The sequence below is a fragment of the Ruminiclostridium herbifermentans genome, assembly GCF_005473905.2.
Taxonomy (GTDB): Bacteria; Bacillota; Clostridia; order Acetivibrionales; family DSM-1351; genus Ruminiclostridium; species Ruminiclostridium herbifermentans.
In genome coordinates this window covers 3,794,141-3,810,515 of sequence record NZ_CP061336.1, presented here as the reverse complement: position 1 = coordinate 3,810,515, position 16,375 = coordinate 3,794,141, and the positions used below count along the sequence as shown (strand labels likewise).

The window sequence follows — 16,375 nt, the reverse complement described above, 5'->3', positions numbered from 1 at the left end:
TACTTTAATGGAATGTGCTTTATTATATATTCATGTATCAGTAGCTATCCTTAAAAACTTAATGCATATAAGATGTCTTATGCAAAAATTCTTATTACCCATCGATTGGAGAAACTAAAATGAACGATAAACAGTTAAGAATTTTTACTACAGTACCAGTTACAGGGCGCTTAGATGTAACATATTTACATGAAGTTATATTAAATCATACTGATTGCTGGAATTGGATTAATAATTATTACATTCAACTAAAAGCAAAGAAAGATATTTCTCCTGAGAGTTACTTTGATGTTGACTTTAATTTTGCACATAGGTGGGATGTTCCAATTATTGAACAGGTATATTTTGAACCTGAAAAAAATCAAAATATACCTAATTTAATAATTAGATATTTAGATAATGGTTTCTATGTTATGCCTCATCTGGATGATTATTATATACCGTGCAAATCAGTATATAATAATGAACATTTCGTTCATGTAAACTTTATTTATGGATATAATTTGATAACTAATCAATTTTACTCATTAGGGTTTGATGATAAACAAACATTTAGAACTATAAACATAGACTTTGTATCTATAAATAATGGTTTTATTAATAGTGATCATAAATGTATGCATTTTTTCCGTCCGAATAATGAGGTAAGGTATTTCTTTAATATTGAAGATTTTGAGAATCAAATTATTGACTTTGTGAATTCTGAAATTACAATTGAACCTGAACGTACATTGTTTACAAATAGCAACTACCTTTATGGATTTAATGCTCAAAATCAATTAATTGAGTATATAAGAACAATTCCAAATAGGAAAATACATGTTGTAGGAATGGGAAAACATTTGCACTTGTTATGGGAACATAAAAAATTAATGGGTATAAAAATGCAATATTTATTTGATAACAATTACCTACATACATCCAAGTTTGTTGAAGAATATGGAGAATTAGAGCGGATTACTTATAAATTAAGGAATGCTCTATATAAAATTTTAATAAAGCAGGACTTTAGTAGGCTAGATTATATAATATCAAGCTTACATGAAGTCTTTAACAAAGAACATACTCTTCTATGTAGTCTGATTAATGAACTTTAAATCATTGTAAAAACTTGAAAGTTAAAAGCTAATGGCATTTAAATAAAATTCATATCATGTGGAGGGGTTCAACTCCAGCGATAATAGAACAGGCAGATAATTTATATTTCACACAAAATTTTTAAGTTATTTATTATGGAGCCAGAATACAATGTCAAAAATGAATGATTTAGAACAAGTATTAAAAATGTACATTAAAAAAGACACGCTTTCAACAAGAATAAATTTTCACGATAAATATAGCGTTAATAAATATGGGTGGGGAAACTGGGTATTTGACCAATACGAGTTTTGTGATAACGCTACTATTTTAGAGTTGGCTTGTGGCACAGCAAGAATATGGCTTGGTAGAGAAGATAGGTTGCCCAAAAACTACAAAATAATTCTTTCTGATCTTTCTTCATTAATGGTTGAGCAAGCAGAAGCATTATTTAGTGATAATCCAAATTTTTCATTTAAGCAAATTGATATACAGGATATACCTTACGAGAATGATTGCTTTGATATAGTCATTGCAAATCATATGCTATATCATGTACCTAATAAGGAAAAAGCCTTATCGGAAGTGTTTAGGGTTTTAAAACCGGGAGGGTGTTTTTATGCAACAACACTTGGAAGAAACACTCTAAAGGAACTGCAAGATATATACCGCAAACTTGAAGATAAAGCTTGCTTTTCATTTTCAGAAAATATATCATTTACTCTTGAAAATGGAGCAGACTTATTAAGTAAAATCTTCTCTAAAGTCGAACAACGACAGTACATAGACTCACTTGATGTAACTGACATTGATGACTTAATGGCCTATATAAATTCATATAATGAGATACCTGACTCTGTAAATGATGAATTATATTCACTTGTTAAAAATAGTTTTTCTTCAAATGGTATCTTTCATATTAGTAAAGAACAAGGAATATTTATTTGTAAGAAATAGCCGGGGGAAATACATATCGAGGTGAAAACTATCTCTACAAAGGAGCTGTTATAAAGAATCCTCGTAAGAAAGTTAAAAAGATAGAAAGTTAATTTGACTGAATTATTGGACACTTTGAAAATTTTTTAAATACGAGAGGGCAGGTGTGAAAATGGCAAGTCATTTTTCACATAATCTATTTTCATGTTGTTGTCCGCACCCCCGTGTGTGAAGTTTTTATGTAAATAGCTTTCTATGATATTAAAATTAAAGGTATGGAGGCCGAAAGATTGGATCTCATACCTTGCTTACAATATAAACAAAAATTATTTGCTCAATCTATGTTGATAATAACCAATACTCTTTCCAATAACACAAATATTCCTTACCATACGAAATATATCAATGGAAAATAGAAATCCAAGTTGCCATGCAGAGTTGTTTCTGCTTATTGTGAAGTAATCCTTAAATTATAAGTACTTCTAATGTAATAAACAAGGTATATGCTAGCAGAGAACTATTGCTTTCCTTATTTTGAGTAAAAAAACAGATTTTAAATAGGCAATATATGTGGTAGACTTTATGCATATAAATTTGAAATGATCGGAGGAAATAGAGATGGACTTTTTACAATTGGCCGAGAATCGTTATTCGGTAAGGAACTTTGCAGATAAAGAGATTGAACAGGAAAAGATTGATGCGATATTGCGAGCAGGTCAGGTGGCTCCTACTGCTTGCAATTTTCAACCACAGAAAATACTAGTAATTAAGAGTAAGGAGGCTTTGGAGAAATTTAGAAGATGTACAGTTTGTCATTTCAATGCTCCTCTTGCTATACTCACATGCTATGATAAGTCACTTTGCTGGTCAAGAGAATATGACGGAAAAACAAGCGGAGATATCGATGCTGCAATTATCACAACTCATATGATGCTTGAAGCAGCGAATCTAGGAATCGGTTCAACATGGGTTATGCACTTTATTCCGGAGGCTATTCGTGAAGAGTTTAAATTGCCGGATAATTTTGAACCGGTCAGTATTCTTGTTATGGGATATCCAGCAGAGGGTGCAAGCCCAAATCCGAGCCATTTCAATATTAAACCATTGTCTGATACGGTTTTTTATAATGAATATTGATAGATAGAGAATATTTATATTTTTTGATATTCGAACCATATTTAGTATTTAAACGGACGCAGACATCAATAATAATCACTCAATCTACATTGAAACGGTGGTTCTTTTATCCATAAAAACTAATAAGTTAGAAATTTTGCTTCGAATTGGAGACTAAGCTCCAAAATACTAAAAAATAAAAGGAAGGGAACGTATGATTTCATCACAATATAAGATAATATTACCCAGCAATTATGATATGAATATCATTAAAAATAGAGTCAAGGACAATGGATATAAAACAGATGGATTTTATGGTCTAAAGTTTAAATTTTATTTAATAACAGAAAAGGGAGTAAATAATAATATTCAAAACAGTTATTCTCCATTATATTTTTGGAATGATTATGAAGGATTAAATAAATTTTTATTTGAAGGATTTTATGACAATATTTTAGATTCATTTGGATGGCAGAGTGTAAATATCGGAGTTCCGTTAGTTGATGAGACGACGGAAAAAGTGAAAGATACAAGCTTCGTATTTGAAGTTGTAGGAGAGATAGAGCCAAAAGAGAGTTTGAAAAATTTTAAAAATAATATAAAAGACAAAATTCCGAAAATTGATACAGAGTATATAATTACTTATAATCCAGAGAAGTGGAGATATCATGTTTATTATTTTTTGAATGACTTAGAAAAAGTAAAAAAAGAAAAAGGTGTGATATACACCATTCTTCATATATCACACTAAAAACAATGTTATAGATATTAAGATAAGCGGAAGAACTTATATTGAGGACGATATAACTACGAAATGCTAATTGAAGAGGATACATTCAAAGCTATAATAAATGCTATTTTGATTTCTAAAATGGAGCAGATATGTTTCAAGTAATTTGATAATAAGAACTGATTTTATAAATGAGATGTTTGTTTTTCATCTTCAAGAATAAAAGAAGTTCTTTTTTTATGTCATGAATTAAGAAATGGAAGAATGAGAACAGTGTGAATGTGGAGTTATTACATGAGAGTGAGGTAAGTTAGGAACATATCAAAAAATAGTTATATGTTATATATGAAATATTTTGATATAATTGTATAAAAATGTAAAATATGGTTGAAAATTTAATTATATCATGGTAATATAAAAAACAAAAAATGTAATATATGAATTAATAAACAATATGAAGAAAATAGAACATTTATGGTGAAAGAATGGACTATATGGATTATAAAATTAAGCATTATAAAAGACCCAAACAAGAGTTAGTAAAACAGATTGTAGATACTGCAAAGTGCTTAACTACAGAATGGTTTACACCAGATGTTCTTGATGAAATAAAAAGAGACTTATTATTTCATGATGTAATATGTATAGATGTAAGAGGCGAGGTTTTATCATTTCTTATTTTTACAAGTTGGGAAGGAGCCATTCAGATTACATTAATGGGAACCAAACTAGATTATCGTGGAAAAGGTCTGGGGTCTAAACTTATAGAGTATTTATTTGTATATGTAAAAAAGTTGGGCTTTAACAGAGTATCACTGCTTACAGTAGACTAATGCTGATGAGATTATATGGTTGACCAATACAGTTTTGGAAAGCGCAAATGCGTGGAAAAGTGGCGGTTGGGCTTATATTGCAGACTGTTCCAAGATGGTACCGATTGGTACGGGAGAGATCGGGGAACTTGTTAATATGACAAAAGCATTTGTTGATGCTGGATGCAAAGCATTTGCATTTATTGAAGGCGATTCTGTTTTGTTAAAGATTCAAACAAAAAAGAATACTGAACTCTCAAAGACAGGTGTTTTAGAAGGGCATTTTGCTAAGCTTGAAGAAGCATTAGAATGGTTGCAAAAGGAAGTCAATATTTGATTTTCATAAAGACGAAGAATGAGTTGTATTAGGTTTTATAATTTATAATCAAACTAATTATAATGGTACTATATGAAGATATATAGTACTATTCTTTTGTGATAAAATGTGAATATCTGAACTTATGTCAATACTGTGTTACATCAAAAATATAACATTAACTTGGTAAGCTTATTAGTAGCTTGCAGACTCTAAGATAGAATTATGAACGGAAATATTGAGACCTTAGAAAGAAAGAACACCAGATTAAAATTCGAGGATATCATATAGAATTCATTTAAAGAAGTGTTCAGAACACATACTATTAAAGAAATGGCAGGATACAGAGGGATAGGGTTCATTAGTCAGGCAAAGAGTGAGAAAAGATATCAACAAAAGGGCATGTAAGCCAAAATCTTGCTTACATGCCCCAAAAATTATATGTAAATCAAATTCTCTTTGATTAGAAACTTCAATCTTATTTACTTAAAGAAAAATGATGATTTCAAATAACTGGCTAGCAAGAACTTCTCCTTGCTTTTTGAACTAAATTTCGCTAGCATTGTCTCAAACATTTTTTCTAAATTCATTTTCGATAATTTTATAACGGATTCTTTGCTCTATCAAATACCATCATTTTGTTTCCATTGGTCAGAAGAGGGGGGTATACCCGTCGTTGGGTTATAGTAATCCTCATAATCAAAAATATGAGGATCATAGCCGTCAAAGTGGTAATAAATTACAAGAGGTATTCCTTTTTCCTTTCCCCAAAAAACTCCATTATAACCATAATCCGGGTTACCGTATAAATCATATCTTGGTACTATCAATTTAATATGATATGTACCCGGACCACCTTCTTTTATAGATGCCTGTATTTGACTAGATTCAAATTTCCATGGAACAGATGATGTAAAGTCTACATAAAAGTAGTTTGTCTGATATTGTAACCAATATGCATTATAGGTTCCAGGGATAACACCACTTATATTTATGTCATAAAATTCCTCTATTTTGGTCTGCGTGATATTAATATCAATAGAAACATTGTACATATTCGATGACAAAGTTATTTTTGCTTTTCTATCTGTAAATCCATTGTTTTTCGCTATTTTGATAACAACTGACTGTTCATTAGGTGACCCTGAGCCCGATGTTTTTGAAAAGGTTACAAATGAATTGTCGCTTTTTATCTTCCAAGATTCGGTGGACCTAAATTTTAGTGTGACACTCTGTTCCCGGAAATCATATGTTGTCTTAATCGTATTAGTAAGCTTAAGCACGCTATCGATTCCTTTTTGTGTAATTGATATGGTCTGAGTTTCATTAGTCTTCGTATTGTAAACTATAAATAATCCGGTACGTGAGGTGGTGCTTGTATTTTTATCCATCGTAAACCAGAGTGTGGAAGAACCAGTTCCAGTTTTACTTCCGCCATAACCCTGTCCCTCAAATCGTAACCAACCACTTACTGATGTTACCGCCAACCAAGGATCGTTAGTATAAATATAAAAATACCCACTTGTTTGATCCCAATTAAATGTTAAACTCGATGAAGATAATCTTATGCTGGACTCAGCACTACTTACAGATGTGAAAAGCATACATAAAATGAAAACCACTATAAGACTGGAAAAGATTTTTTTCACTGTAAACCCTCCTTTGAATTATTTAGTTATTGAAAAAGTCATATTACAACAAATTATACCATATTATACATGAATATACAAGTATTTAAAGTTCTGATTGGAGATGAATGGATTTAAGCAGGACTATTAATTTTATGGCCATGTATGGTTTTTTCAGAGGCAAAAGATGAATTCTGTATCATTATTTTTTAAATTGACTATTTATATCTCTTATTCCTTCTTTCCAAATGGATGTGTTGTAAGCGCCTAATGTTGAGGCATTTCAGTCTAAGATATAATTAAAATTTAAAAAGGAATCATAAAAATCAAGCTAGTAGGCAGCTAGTACTGACGCAACCAAACATAACATAATGCATATAAATTTGTTATATGTAGTTGGTTGAAATATATGCAACCGAAAGTTACAATATTCATATAAATTGAATTTATGGAGGATGGTTTATGAGTATTGTAATGGTTCGAAACTTAGTCAAAGAATATCCTTCTTTTCGATTAAACAGTGTTACCTTTACCTTAGATAGAGGAAAGATTACAGGCTTTATTGGAAGAAACAGTGCAGGTAAAACTACGACAATAAAATCTATGCTGAACCTTGTCCATCCGGACAGTGGCGAGATTTTCTTTTTTAATAAGTCTCTGAATGAACATGAAGCGGAAATCAAGAAGCAAATAGGATACTCTACAGGAACGGTAAACTGGTATCCAAGAAAGAAAATCCGAGATATTGTTGAAGTCACAAAAGACTTTTATGACACTTGGGATGAGACAGCATATCACAAGTATCTGAGAATGTTTAAGCTGGATGAAAATAAGACTCCACTGGAGTTGTCAGAAGGTATGAAGGTGAAATGCAACTTGTTGTTGGCGCTTTCTCATAGAGCCGAGATATTGATTTTGGATGAGCCTACTAGTGGACTGGATCCGTTTTCAAGAGATGAACTTTTAGAACTATTTGGAGAGCTGAAGAAAAACGGTGTTGCAATTTTCTTCTCTACCCATATTATTTCCGATATAGAAAAATGCGCTGATGATATTATATATATATCAGAGGGAAATATTGTTGCTGCAACATCAAAAGAGGATTTTGTGACACGATTTTCAATGTCAGGGGAAAATCTTGAGCAGACATTTTTAAGACTGGAAAGGGGTGCGGTAAATGAGTAATATATTAAGAAAAGAAATGAGGCTCAGTGCATCTGTGCTTTCCTATTTTTTTATTGCCTTTGGTTTTATGTTTTTTATTCCTGGTTATCCAATACTCTGTGGGGTGTTTTTTGTTACCCTTGGCATATTCCAAAGCTTTCAAAATGCACGAGAAGCGAATGATATTATTTTTTCAGCTTTACTTCCCATAGCAAAAAAGGATGTTGTAAAAGGCAAGTTTCTATTCTCATGCTTTATTGAATTATGCAGCTTTGCCGTGATGGCTGCTATAGTCATACTGCGAATGACAATATTTTCGGAATCAACCGTATACAGAAGCAATGCTTTGATGAATGCAAACCCATTTGCTCTTGGTATGGCTCTTCTGATTTTTGGTCTATTTAATTTTATCTTTATCGGTGGATTTTTTAAGACTGCATATAAATTTGGAAAGTCTTTTTTGATGTATATTTTAGTAACCTTCCTGGCCATTGGAATTGGAGAGGCACTGCATCATTTTCCCGGACTTGAAATGCTAAATGCATTTGGTTTTAAGAATCTGATACTACAGCTTGGATTATTGGGTATAGGAGCGCTGTGCTATGTTCTTATAACATGGCTTTCGTACAAGCGTGCCTGTGAGCATTTTGAATTAATTGATTTGTAAAGGAGTTCTGTATATGCTGAAAGATAATTTAGTTATGCTTCGCAATATGCACGGTTATTCTCAGGAAGAAATTGCGGAGAAGATTGGTATCTCCCGGCAGGCTTATGCTAAATGGGAAAGAGGAGTTACCATTCCGGATATTGAAAAATGCAGCCACCTTGCGCAGATGTATGGTATTACCATTGACAGCTTAATTAAGACCGAAACGGCAGACGGTATCGGTATGATTCCTCCTGCGCCGAAGGGAAAAAACATCTGGGGCTCTGTTACAATTAACGAGCGAGGACAGATTGTCATTCCGAAAGCAACAAGGGCTAGGTTTGGACTTACTGGTGGACAGCGTCTGATTGTACTAAGTGACGAGGAGGGGATTGCTCTTGTACCCTCAGATATATTTGAGGCCAAAATGAAGGCTATTATGGAGGCTGCAACTATGAAGAACGATGGGATATAACGTCTCCAGCTATATTTTGTAACAAATATATGGCTATTGTTTCTTGTGAAAAAATACCTGAAATAGTACAATAAGTATAATAATGTGTTAATACTTTTGCCCTGTTGGTACAAGAAAATGTCTGATTTAAATGAATTACTCCTTTGCGCTTTTTACCTAATTATACAAAATTATAAAATGTTGGAATTAGAACCATCAAAAAGACTTTATTGTACTCTAAACCTAAAAGCTTCGAAGATTTATTTAAAACTATTATCAAATGTAAATATTTTTGTATATACTGTAATTTTGAATAGTAGATTAAATAGTGATTTACTTTTAATAAAAGGTAAAGAATTGGCTATGACTATATAATTTGAGGAGTGATTGTAAATGAAACATGTACTTTTTTTTAAGAGAACATTTGCTATCCTGTTATCGTTCGTGCTTCTGCTTATTTTTAGTGCATGTTCACAAAATGAGCGTGTTTCTAGTGAATTTGCAAGTTCAGCAGTGTCCTCAGACAAATCGGCTTCTTCATCTGCCGGAATTCCGCTAACTACGCAATCAGGTACATCATCGACTACAACGAAAGTTGACGTTATAGCAGATACTAGTGAAACGTCGTCTGATACCATGCTGTCAAGTACATCACCGCTTAGCACATATTTGTCGGTGTTACAAAACAAGGCCGAGTTTTTCAGTACTGATGCCAAAAAAAATTTGAATATAAATCAACTAAACCAAGCTGTTAGCAGTGATAGCAGTGTTTCTGCAAAAGCGACAAAGCTTGCAATCGTTGATCTGGAAGACGACGGAACGCCAGAAGTTATCCTTTGGCTGGAGGTGAATGACAACGATTATTATGGGTTTGAAGTTTTACGTTATCAGGATGGAGTGGTATATGGCTACACTTTGTCGTATAGAACTTTTATGGACTTAAAAGCTGATGGAACATTTTCTTTTTCCAGCGGCGCTTCAGATTATGGATTCGGCAGGGTGAAATTCACAGAAAAAGCTTACTCGGTCGATAAGATAAGTTATTGTGAATCTAATTATGATTCCAGCAATAATCAGAGTATTTCATATTTTGTAGATCACAAGAGTGCTACGGAAGAGGAGTTTATGTCGGCTATTAATAAGCAAAGCGAGAAGATAGGGGCTGAATGGTATGATTTTACAGATGACAATATAAATACTTTGTTTTTTGATTCTAAATAAGCTACATGAGTTTGTCTCGAATCAAGCCCAAAATTAGGATAAAACTTTTGATTAATCATAAGTATAGTGCTTGTCATAAAAAGCAAAGACAGATTCTGGTATATCACCAGAATCTGTTTTTGCTTACAGTGTAGGTTTAGAGGGTATTATACCAATTGGTCGCATAGGAGGCTCTGGTATTTAAGCCGCTAGTACCATCAGCTGATCTTTCATAATGGTCATGAAATACTTTTGCTAAAGTGCCTGCATCAAGAGTTGATGCTTTAAAGCTGGTAAAAGTCATTCTATAACCCGTATGATCCATACTTCCACCTGCTGTTGGTGCAAAAAAGTCGCCTCTCGATGTGCAACACCAAATCAAGCAGTCCAATTCTGCATCCATGAGTTTCTTGGGATCACTGTTTGTTAGAGCATTAACTGTTGCCGCAGTTGCAGCAGTTAACACATCTGTTGCAACTGCCCTATTAAGAAAAGTTGTGGCGGGTGTCCACTGAACTAAACCATAACCATAACTTGTATTGTTTGATACCTGCCAAATTCCAGGGTTAATACCGCTTTCACGCTGCATATTTCCAAGGACACCACAAGCAGATTGTTTTGTGAAACCTTGGCCTATTAGATAGTTATAAACGTATATGGCATTTGCATTCATTTGTGCTGTACTTAGTGTGGAAGTACCAGTACAAACTGAAGCGTATACAGTGCCAGAAGAAGGCGGTGTACTAGGATAAGAACTATAACCGAAAAGGTACTGCCAGGTGGTCATACCAACAATGCAATCGGGCTGAATATCCATTTTTTGCTGAAAAGTTTTCGTGGTGTTGGTTGAGTTGCTTCCGAAAATGCCGTCTATGGTAATAGTTTCGAACTTACTTAACAGATACTGCGCTGCTCTGGCTGCGTAGCTGCTGCTTCCATTAAGAACCGTGACAACAAGTGCCGTAAGTGTGTTTTGCCCTGCTATGCCATCTGGCGAAAGATTTCTACTGCTTTGGAAGTTGATTAGAGCGGTTCGAGTGCCTGAACCAAAACTTCCGTCTATTGTGAGAGAATACCCATGGAAAGTCAGCAAGCATTGTAAAGCACTCACGTTTTTCCCTGAACTTCCTACCTGTAAAACAGGCCAAGCTGGAACTGATGCCATAATTATTACCTTCTTTCATAATGTATTAAAGAACTCCTAAAATTCCGCGCGTCGTCTCAGAAGCATCTTCCGTAAGATAAAGAGAAAAAATCTATTTACCTATATAATGAGAAAATAGGTACTTTTTAACAACTACAAATTATTATTCAGTCTCAGATGGTGGCTATTTGTCGGATGAATATTATTTTTTATCTTATTCAGAATCGCTAGAGGCGACTCAAGTTTATACTATTGAAATAGAAAAAGAAGAATTGCTTACAAACAAATATGCAGGAATAGTGATTGCTAAGTGCGCAGACAGCGATAAGGTTATCACTTGCACTGATGGCTGAGTAAAGCGTATTAGCCATGATACAATGGATGTATGTGAAAGCTGGGACACTGTTGCATAATACTTTTTCGAATCCTTGGCTGACTCATAATTAGTCTGTTAATCTATTTAATAAGAATAATCCGTGGTAAAGTTAATCTGCTATTTTTATGCTATGATAGTTATGGAGAAGTAAATTAACTATTTAGTAAAAAGAATCTCCCAGTTGCTCTACATAAGTAAAGAAACTATGCGATATTACTTTTTAGAGCGTTATTAATTTTAAGCTATGCTGAAAAATAAGCTATAATAAAACTCAGGAAAGGGGATACGGTATGAGCGTATTTGATATAATTGATAGAATACAAGAACTATCACCTTGTGCTGCCGTTAGATATAGAATAAAAAGAATGCTCAAGCAAGAGATAGGCTTGGAGTTATTTAACGAATTCTATAATAGCAAATGGGTTGAATTGCTGAAAGCAAACCAGCATAATGACGGAGGGTATGGGAGGTTTCATTCCCGAAACTCAAAAATAAGGCAGAAATTTCCTACTACAGAATTAGCTATTGATTCAATGAAAATGTTAGATATCCAACGTGGGAATTTTTTAGTAGATAATTTATGTGACCATATGGAAAAAATATTAAAGCATGAAATTGAGTGGCCGGACGGTTTTGAAAGAAATAAATGGTACAGGTCTGCTCAACCTCTTTTTGTCGTATCCAAACTCTCAATATTTGGCTCAAGTTGTAAGGAGTTTATTGAAATATTCAATTGCTGGCATACTATTTTAAAAGAAGCATTTTCAGATGGTGAATATAACAAGGACAGGACAAATAAGATATCAAAAGAATTATTGGGTTGCGATATTGATGGAAGTTATATTGGACTCAACTCAATCTATCTCATTGAGTTATTCTGCAATATGCAAGCAGCAATAAGTGATGAATTGAAACAAATTTACCTTAAATGGCTGCATCATAATGAAAAAGTCATTTGTTATACACAGGTTATTTTAAATCGAGGCTTCAATAACAATTTTTCTGAACTGTATTATGTATATTTTCTTCTTTCAAAATTTCCTTGCTTCAAAATAGAATTTGAAGATGAATTGAGAAGTCTTATGGATAAAAGGAATCAAAATGGTTTTTGGAATTTTGGTAAGGATTTTTCATGTCAGAAATTATCCGATGATTGGAGAAGTCAAGATAAAATGAATATAGATCATACTATTATGGCACTTCTCTTATTTGACAATAATTAAGTAACTACATAATAATTTTTGAATTGGATTGACTACTCAAACTTGATAGGGAGTATCAGCAACTGGTGCTTAGAGAAACTAATTTAGACATAAATGAAGGCAAGATATTCTTTGCCTTATGAACAAACATATTACCGAAAACCCCTCTTTTAGAAAGGAAGGTATCAGATGAAAAAGGTTGAGTTTCAGCATATAGGTGATTATTTTTCTGATCCTGAAGGCAGCCAGATAAGGATTACAATTAAAAGAGACTTAAAAGATGCATTGCTCAAATTAGACCATTTTAGTCATTGCGTTATATTTACGAAGGGAAATCAAGGCTTTCACTGTTATATAGCAAAGATAGTAGATATAAGGCAAAAAACTGGTGAATTAATCATTGAATCCTATAACCAACTGAAAGGTGAACTGGTGGACATTAAGCCCTATTTTCCTTGCGAAGAGAAAGTGGATAAATACAACAAGGAGATAGTAGTGAGGGAAGAAGACTTTGACCCATTGTTTTTCAGGGGGGAACCAATTGGAAAGTATTTCAGCGCTCATGATGGTGGCATTATTCAGTTTCAAGAATCAGAAAATCTCTCAGCCGAGGCAATTGAAAGAGTTATTAAGCATATAAAAGAAGGAACTTTTCTGAGAGTGATATGGTGGTTTGACCGTTTTGATGATAAACGGTATCGAAGCTGTTTGGTATGTAATCCTCCCTATGACAATGCTCCTAAGTGCGGTGTATTTGCTACAAGGTCACCTGTAAGGCCAAATCCTATTGCTTCTACTGTTGTCAAAGTTAAATCTACAGATCAGTATAATAAGAGTATTACGGTTTTGGGCTTTGATGGTTTTTCAGACACTATGATTTTGCAAGTTATCCCATATCAGGAGACAGATATAAGCGGTATAAAGGTTCCAAAGTGGGTTGAACACTGGACCGATTGTAAAGTGTTTTACGATATTAATAAGATAGAACTATGTAGCGATGACCATAGCAATGCGGTTTATAATAAAGCTACAGAATATTTTGAGGAACTGGAATGTAATGAAATTGGACAGGAAACTGAAGATTTAAATGAAATTGTCGTTGAAGGTGCCTCAATTCACAATCTGCATAATATAAATGTTAGGATACCAAAAGAGAAAATTACGGTTATAACAGGCGTTAGCGGAAGCGGAAAGTCAAGCCTTGCTTTTGACACTATCTATTACGAAAGTCAGAAACAGTTTTTGGATTTAATTTCATCTAATACATTAACAGGGACTGAGTTGAAAGATTCCAGAGTTAAGAAAATTACCGGACTTCAGTCTTCTATAGCTATTGAACAGAAAAGCTTGGGAGCAAATCCGAGATCAACCGTTGCCACTGTTACAGGAATAGGAGAGTTTCTAAGGCTTTTGTTTGCTACCATTGGGGATAGGATTTGCCCTAATTGTCTTAAAGCTGTTCCGGAGAATAATGTATGCAATTTCTGCGGTGCAATTTTTCTAACACTTACTCCAGCTGTATTCAATTATAATAATCCTGACTACATGTGCCCTGTCTGTAAAGGCCTTGGAGAGGAACTTCAGGCAGATATTAATCTTATTGTAACAAACCCTGAATTGTCTATTTTGGATGGCGCTTCTCCATGGTGGGGAAATTTGAGAAAACACAGAGAAAAGCCTAACGCAAACTGGATGAAGGGAGAGGTTCTGGCACTGGCAGAAGATATGAACGAGGATCTGGAAGTTCCTTTTAAGGATTTATCAGAAGAATTCAAAAATCAAATTTTCTATGGCAGTAATGGACGAATGGTGACTTGGAGTTATGTGAATCCTAATGGAAGAAGCGGAACCATAACCAGACCGGTGGAAGGGGTTGTCAATATACTTAAACGCTTATTGGCTGAAAATCGTACATCGGGCTCTATTGAACACATTAAAAGATTTTTTGTAAATAAAAAATGCAGCAGATGTAAAGGCGAAAGGCTGCTTGAAGAAGGCCGACTGGTAAAGATAGGGGATACAAGATATCCTGAAGCAGTCAGCATGAGTATAACCACTCTGAGAAATTGGTGCCATTTCATATATGGAAATCTAAATGAAATCAACCGTGAAAAGTGCAGAGATATTTTACGGAAGATAGTCACAAGACTCAAAAAGCTTGAAGAGGTTGGACTTGGATATATCACTCTAGACAGAAGTATACCGTCCCTTTCTGGTGGTGAGGCACAAAGAGTAAAGCTTGCAAATCAATTGGGAACAGGTCTTTCCAATATTCTGTATATCATGGATGAGCCTTCAAAAGGTTTGCATCCTAAAGATTTTCAATTCCTGATTCCAGCTATTCGCCACCTAAAAAGGTTGAGAAACACAGTTATTGTTGTTGAACATAGAAAAGAATTTATTCAGATGGCGGACTATCTAATTGAAATAGGACCTGGTGCAGGGAATTATGGCGGACAGTTATTATACTCAGGTATGGGTGAACAGCAAATGTTTTATGATGCTAAGAATTATGAATACTCTGTTAAAAGTGCTGCCGTTGAAGAAGATGAAAAAATACTGTTGAAAGGTGCAAGAACAAATAATCTAAAAAGTATTGATATTTCTATACCTCTCAAGAAAATGGTATGTGTCATAGGAGTGAGCGGGTCCGGAAAAAGCAGTCTTGTATCTAAGACATTATATCCAGCTATATTAAAGGCTCTTGGTATGAGTGTGGAGGTTGTTGGAGAGTATGACAGTATTTCAGGGATTGATGGTATATCTAATTTATATTATGTTAGCCAAAAGCCTATTGGGAAAAATTCCAGATCTACCCCAGGAACATATACAGGAGTATTTGACTTAATCAGAAATTATTATGCTGAACTAAGTGAGGCAAAAAAAGCAAAACTGACAAAAGAATACTTTAGCTTTAACAGTCAGAAGGGACAGTGCGAAGCATGCAAAGGAGCTGGCGAAATAGCCATTCCAATGCATTTTATGCAAGATATTTATGTTCCCTGTCATAAATGCAAAGGTAAGAGATATAAAGAGTCTGTATTGAAAATAAAGTATAAAGGGTATTCAATTGGAGACTTACTTGATTTAGAGATAAGAGAAGTCGGAGAAATATTCAAGAACCAACCAGCTATATATCGAGTATTGGATATGCTCTGTAAGGTTGGGCTTTCATATATCAAATTCGGACAAAGTGCTGCAACATTATCAGGTGGTGAAGCCCAAAGAATAAAGTTGGCGAAAGAATTATGCGATGGAAAAACAGAAGGTGCAATTTATATACTGGATGAACCCACTTCAGGGCTCCATGACAATGATATCGATAAGCTGTGCTATATTATTCGTGAACTTACCTCCAAGGGAGCAACAGTTGTTATCATTGAACACAATCCTAGAATTATCAATCAAGCAGATTATATAATCGAATTGGGACCCGGAGGCGGAGAAAATGGAGGGTTTTTATTAAAGGAAGGATGGATATAATTTTCAGTATTTAAAAGTCAAAGTTCATTTGATGCACCTAATTCAATTATATTAATAGATAATGATTAAAGAAATGTTATTTTAAAGTCCT

Annotated in this window: 15 protein-coding genes; 13 read left to right on the top strand and 2 right to left on the bottom strand. The window is 33.9% G+C overall.

Annotation, left to right across the window (positions count from 1 at the left end; translation table 11 throughout):
• Positions 1–119: 119 nt before the first annotated feature.
• The 6 genes from EHE19_RS15250 to EHE19_RS15225 all read left to right on the top strand — a co-directional run bounded on the left by EHE19_RS15250 (position 120) and on the right by EHE19_RS15225 (position 5,008).
• Complete coding sequence (locus EHE19_RS15250) at positions 120–1,097, top strand: hypothetical protein (protein WP_137696966.1); 978 nt, start codon at positions 120–122, stop codon at positions 1,095–1,097.
• Between the two features lie 151 nt (positions 1,098–1,248).
• A complete protein-coding gene (locus EHE19_RS15245; protein ID WP_137696965.1) occupies positions 1,249–2,034 on the top strand; it encodes a class I SAM-dependent methyltransferase in 786 nt (261 codons plus the stop codon).
• A gap of 597 nt (positions 2,035–2,631) precedes the next feature.
• Positions 2,632–3,150 (top strand): nitroreductase family protein, encoded by a 519-nt coding sequence (locus EHE19_RS15240; RefSeq protein ID WP_137696964.1) that lies wholly within the window; start codon positions 2,632–2,634, stop codon positions 3,148–3,150.
• 193 nt (positions 3,151–3,343) lie between these two features.
• Entirely contained in the window at positions 3,344–3,880 is a 537-nt protein-coding gene (locus EHE19_RS15235; protein ID WP_137696963.1) for a DUF4865 family protein, read from the top strand.
• A 473-nt stretch (positions 3,881–4,353) separates the two neighbouring features.
• Complete coding sequence (locus EHE19_RS15230) at positions 4,354–4,692, top strand: GNAT family N-acetyltransferase (protein WP_171003535.1); 339 nt, start codon at positions 4,354–4,356, stop codon at positions 4,690–4,692.
• Between the two features lie 19 nt (positions 4,693–4,711).
• Entirely contained in the window at positions 4,712–5,008 is a 297-nt protein-coding gene (locus EHE19_RS15225) for a hypothetical protein (protein WP_137696961.1), read from the top strand.
• A 602-nt stretch (positions 5,009–5,610) separates the two neighbouring features.
• On the opposite strand, the gene EHE19_RS15220 is transcribed toward EHE19_RS15225, so the two are convergent.
• Positions 5,611–6,636, bottom strand: a complete 1,026-nt coding sequence (locus EHE19_RS15220) for a BACON domain-containing protein (RefSeq protein WP_137696960.1) — start codon at positions 6,634–6,636, stop codon at positions 5,611–5,613.
• A gap of 441 nt (positions 6,637–7,077) precedes the next feature.
• Here EHE19_RS15220 and EHE19_RS15215 point away from each other — a divergent pair, with 441 nt between their 5' ends.
• The 4 genes from EHE19_RS15215 (at position 7,078) to EHE19_RS15200 (ending at position 10,100) form a co-directional block, all read left to right on the top strand.
• Positions 7,078–7,800 carry an ABC transporter ATP-binding protein gene (locus EHE19_RS15215; RefSeq protein ID WP_137696959.1) on the top strand — a complete coding sequence of 241 codons (723 nt, stop codon included), beginning with the start codon at positions 7,078–7,080 and terminating at the stop codon, positions 7,798–7,800.
• On the top strand, positions 7,793–8,446 hold the full coding sequence (locus tag EHE19_RS15210) for an ABC-2 transporter permease (RefSeq protein ID WP_137696958.1): 654 nt from the start codon (positions 7,793–7,795) through the stop codon (positions 8,444–8,446). Before EHE19_RS15215 ends, EHE19_RS15210 begins: the two co-directional genes overlap by 8 nt.
• Positions 8,447–8,459: 13 nt before the next feature.
• A complete protein-coding gene (locus tag EHE19_RS15205) occupies positions 8,460–8,900 on the top strand; it encodes a helix-turn-helix domain-containing protein (RefSeq protein WP_137696957.1) in 441 nt (146 codons plus the stop codon).
• Between the two features lie 372 nt (positions 8,901–9,272).
• The gene (locus tag EHE19_RS15200; RefSeq protein ID WP_137696956.1) at positions 9,273–10,100 is read left to right on the top strand and encodes a hypothetical protein; all 828 of its coding nucleotides are present in this window, start codon (positions 9,273–9,275) and stop codon (positions 10,098–10,100) included.
• Between the two features lie 136 nt (positions 10,101–10,236).
• On the opposite strand, the gene EHE19_RS15195 is transcribed toward EHE19_RS15200, so the two are convergent.
• Positions 10,237–11,244 (bottom strand): phage tail tip lysozyme, encoded by a 1,008-nt coding sequence (locus tag EHE19_RS15195; protein WP_137696955.1) that lies wholly within the window; start codon positions 11,242–11,244, stop codon positions 10,237–10,239.
• Between the two features lie 167 nt (positions 11,245–11,411).
• On the opposite strand from EHE19_RS15195, the gene EHE19_RS15190 reads away from it, so the two are divergent.
• The 3 genes from EHE19_RS15190 to EHE19_RS15180 all read left to right on the top strand — a co-directional run bounded on the left by EHE19_RS15190 (position 11,412) and on the right by EHE19_RS15180 (position 16,284).
• The gene (locus EHE19_RS15190) at positions 11,412–11,576 is read left to right on the top strand and encodes a hypothetical protein (RefSeq protein WP_171003534.1); all 165 of its coding nucleotides are present in this window, start codon (positions 11,412–11,414) and stop codon (positions 11,574–11,576) included.
• A gap of 313 nt (positions 11,577–11,889) precedes the next feature.
• A complete protein-coding gene (locus tag EHE19_RS15185; protein ID WP_137696954.1) occupies positions 11,890–12,822 on the top strand; it encodes a hypothetical protein in 933 nt (310 codons plus the stop codon).
• 168 nt (positions 12,823–12,990) lie between these two features.
• The gene (locus EHE19_RS15180; RefSeq protein ID WP_137696953.1) at positions 12,991–16,284 is read left to right on the top strand and encodes a TrmO family methyltransferase domain-containing protein; all 3,294 of its coding nucleotides are present in this window, start codon (positions 12,991–12,993) and stop codon (positions 16,282–16,284) included.
• Positions 16,285–16,375: the final 91 nt, after the last annotated feature.

What these genes read in the sequence shown, in the direction of transcription:
- EHE19_RS15250 (WP_137696966.1), top strand. Translation starts at nt 120, where the DNA reads ATGAACGATAAACAGTTAAGAATTTTTACTACAGTACCAGTTACAGGG.
- EHE19_RS15245 (WP_137696965.1), top strand. Translation starts at nt 1,249, where the DNA reads ATGTCAAAAATGAATGATTTAGAACAAGTATTAAAAATGTACATTAAA.
- EHE19_RS15240 (WP_137696964.1), top strand. Translation starts at nt 2,632, where the DNA reads ATGGACTTTTTACAATTGGCCGAGAATCGTTATTCGGTAAGGAACTTT.
- EHE19_RS15235 (WP_137696963.1), top strand. Translation starts at nt 3,344, where the DNA reads ATGATTTCATCACAATATAAGATAATATTACCCAGCAATTATGATATG.
- EHE19_RS15230 (WP_171003535.1), top strand. Translation starts at nt 4,354, where the DNA reads ATGGATTATAAAATTAAGCATTATAAAAGACCCAAACAAGAGTTAGTA.
- EHE19_RS15215 (WP_137696959.1), top strand. Translation starts at nt 7,078, where the DNA reads ATGAGTATTGTAATGGTTCGAAACTTAGTCAAAGAATATCCTTCTTTT.
- EHE19_RS15210 (WP_137696958.1), top strand. Translation starts at nt 7,793, where the DNA reads ATGAGTAATATATTAAGAAAAGAAATGAGGCTCAGTGCATCTGTGCTT.
- EHE19_RS15205 (WP_137696957.1), top strand. Translation starts at nt 8,460, where the DNA reads ATGCTGAAAGATAATTTAGTTATGCTTCGCAATATGCACGGTTATTCT.
- EHE19_RS15200 (WP_137696956.1), top strand. Translation starts at nt 9,273, where the DNA reads ATGAAACATGTACTTTTTTTTAAGAGAACATTTGCTATCCTGTTATCG.
- EHE19_RS15195 (WP_137696955.1), bottom strand. Translation starts at nt 11,244, where the DNA reads ATGGCATCAGTTCCAGCTTGGCCTGTTTTACAGGTAGGAAGTTCAGGG.
- EHE19_RS15185 (WP_137696954.1), top strand. Translation starts at nt 11,890, where the DNA reads ATGAGCGTATTTGATATAATTGATAGAATACAAGAACTATCACCTTGT.
- EHE19_RS15180 (WP_137696953.1), top strand. Translation starts at nt 12,991, where the DNA reads ATGAAAAAGGTTGAGTTTCAGCATATAGGTGATTATTTTTCTGATCCT.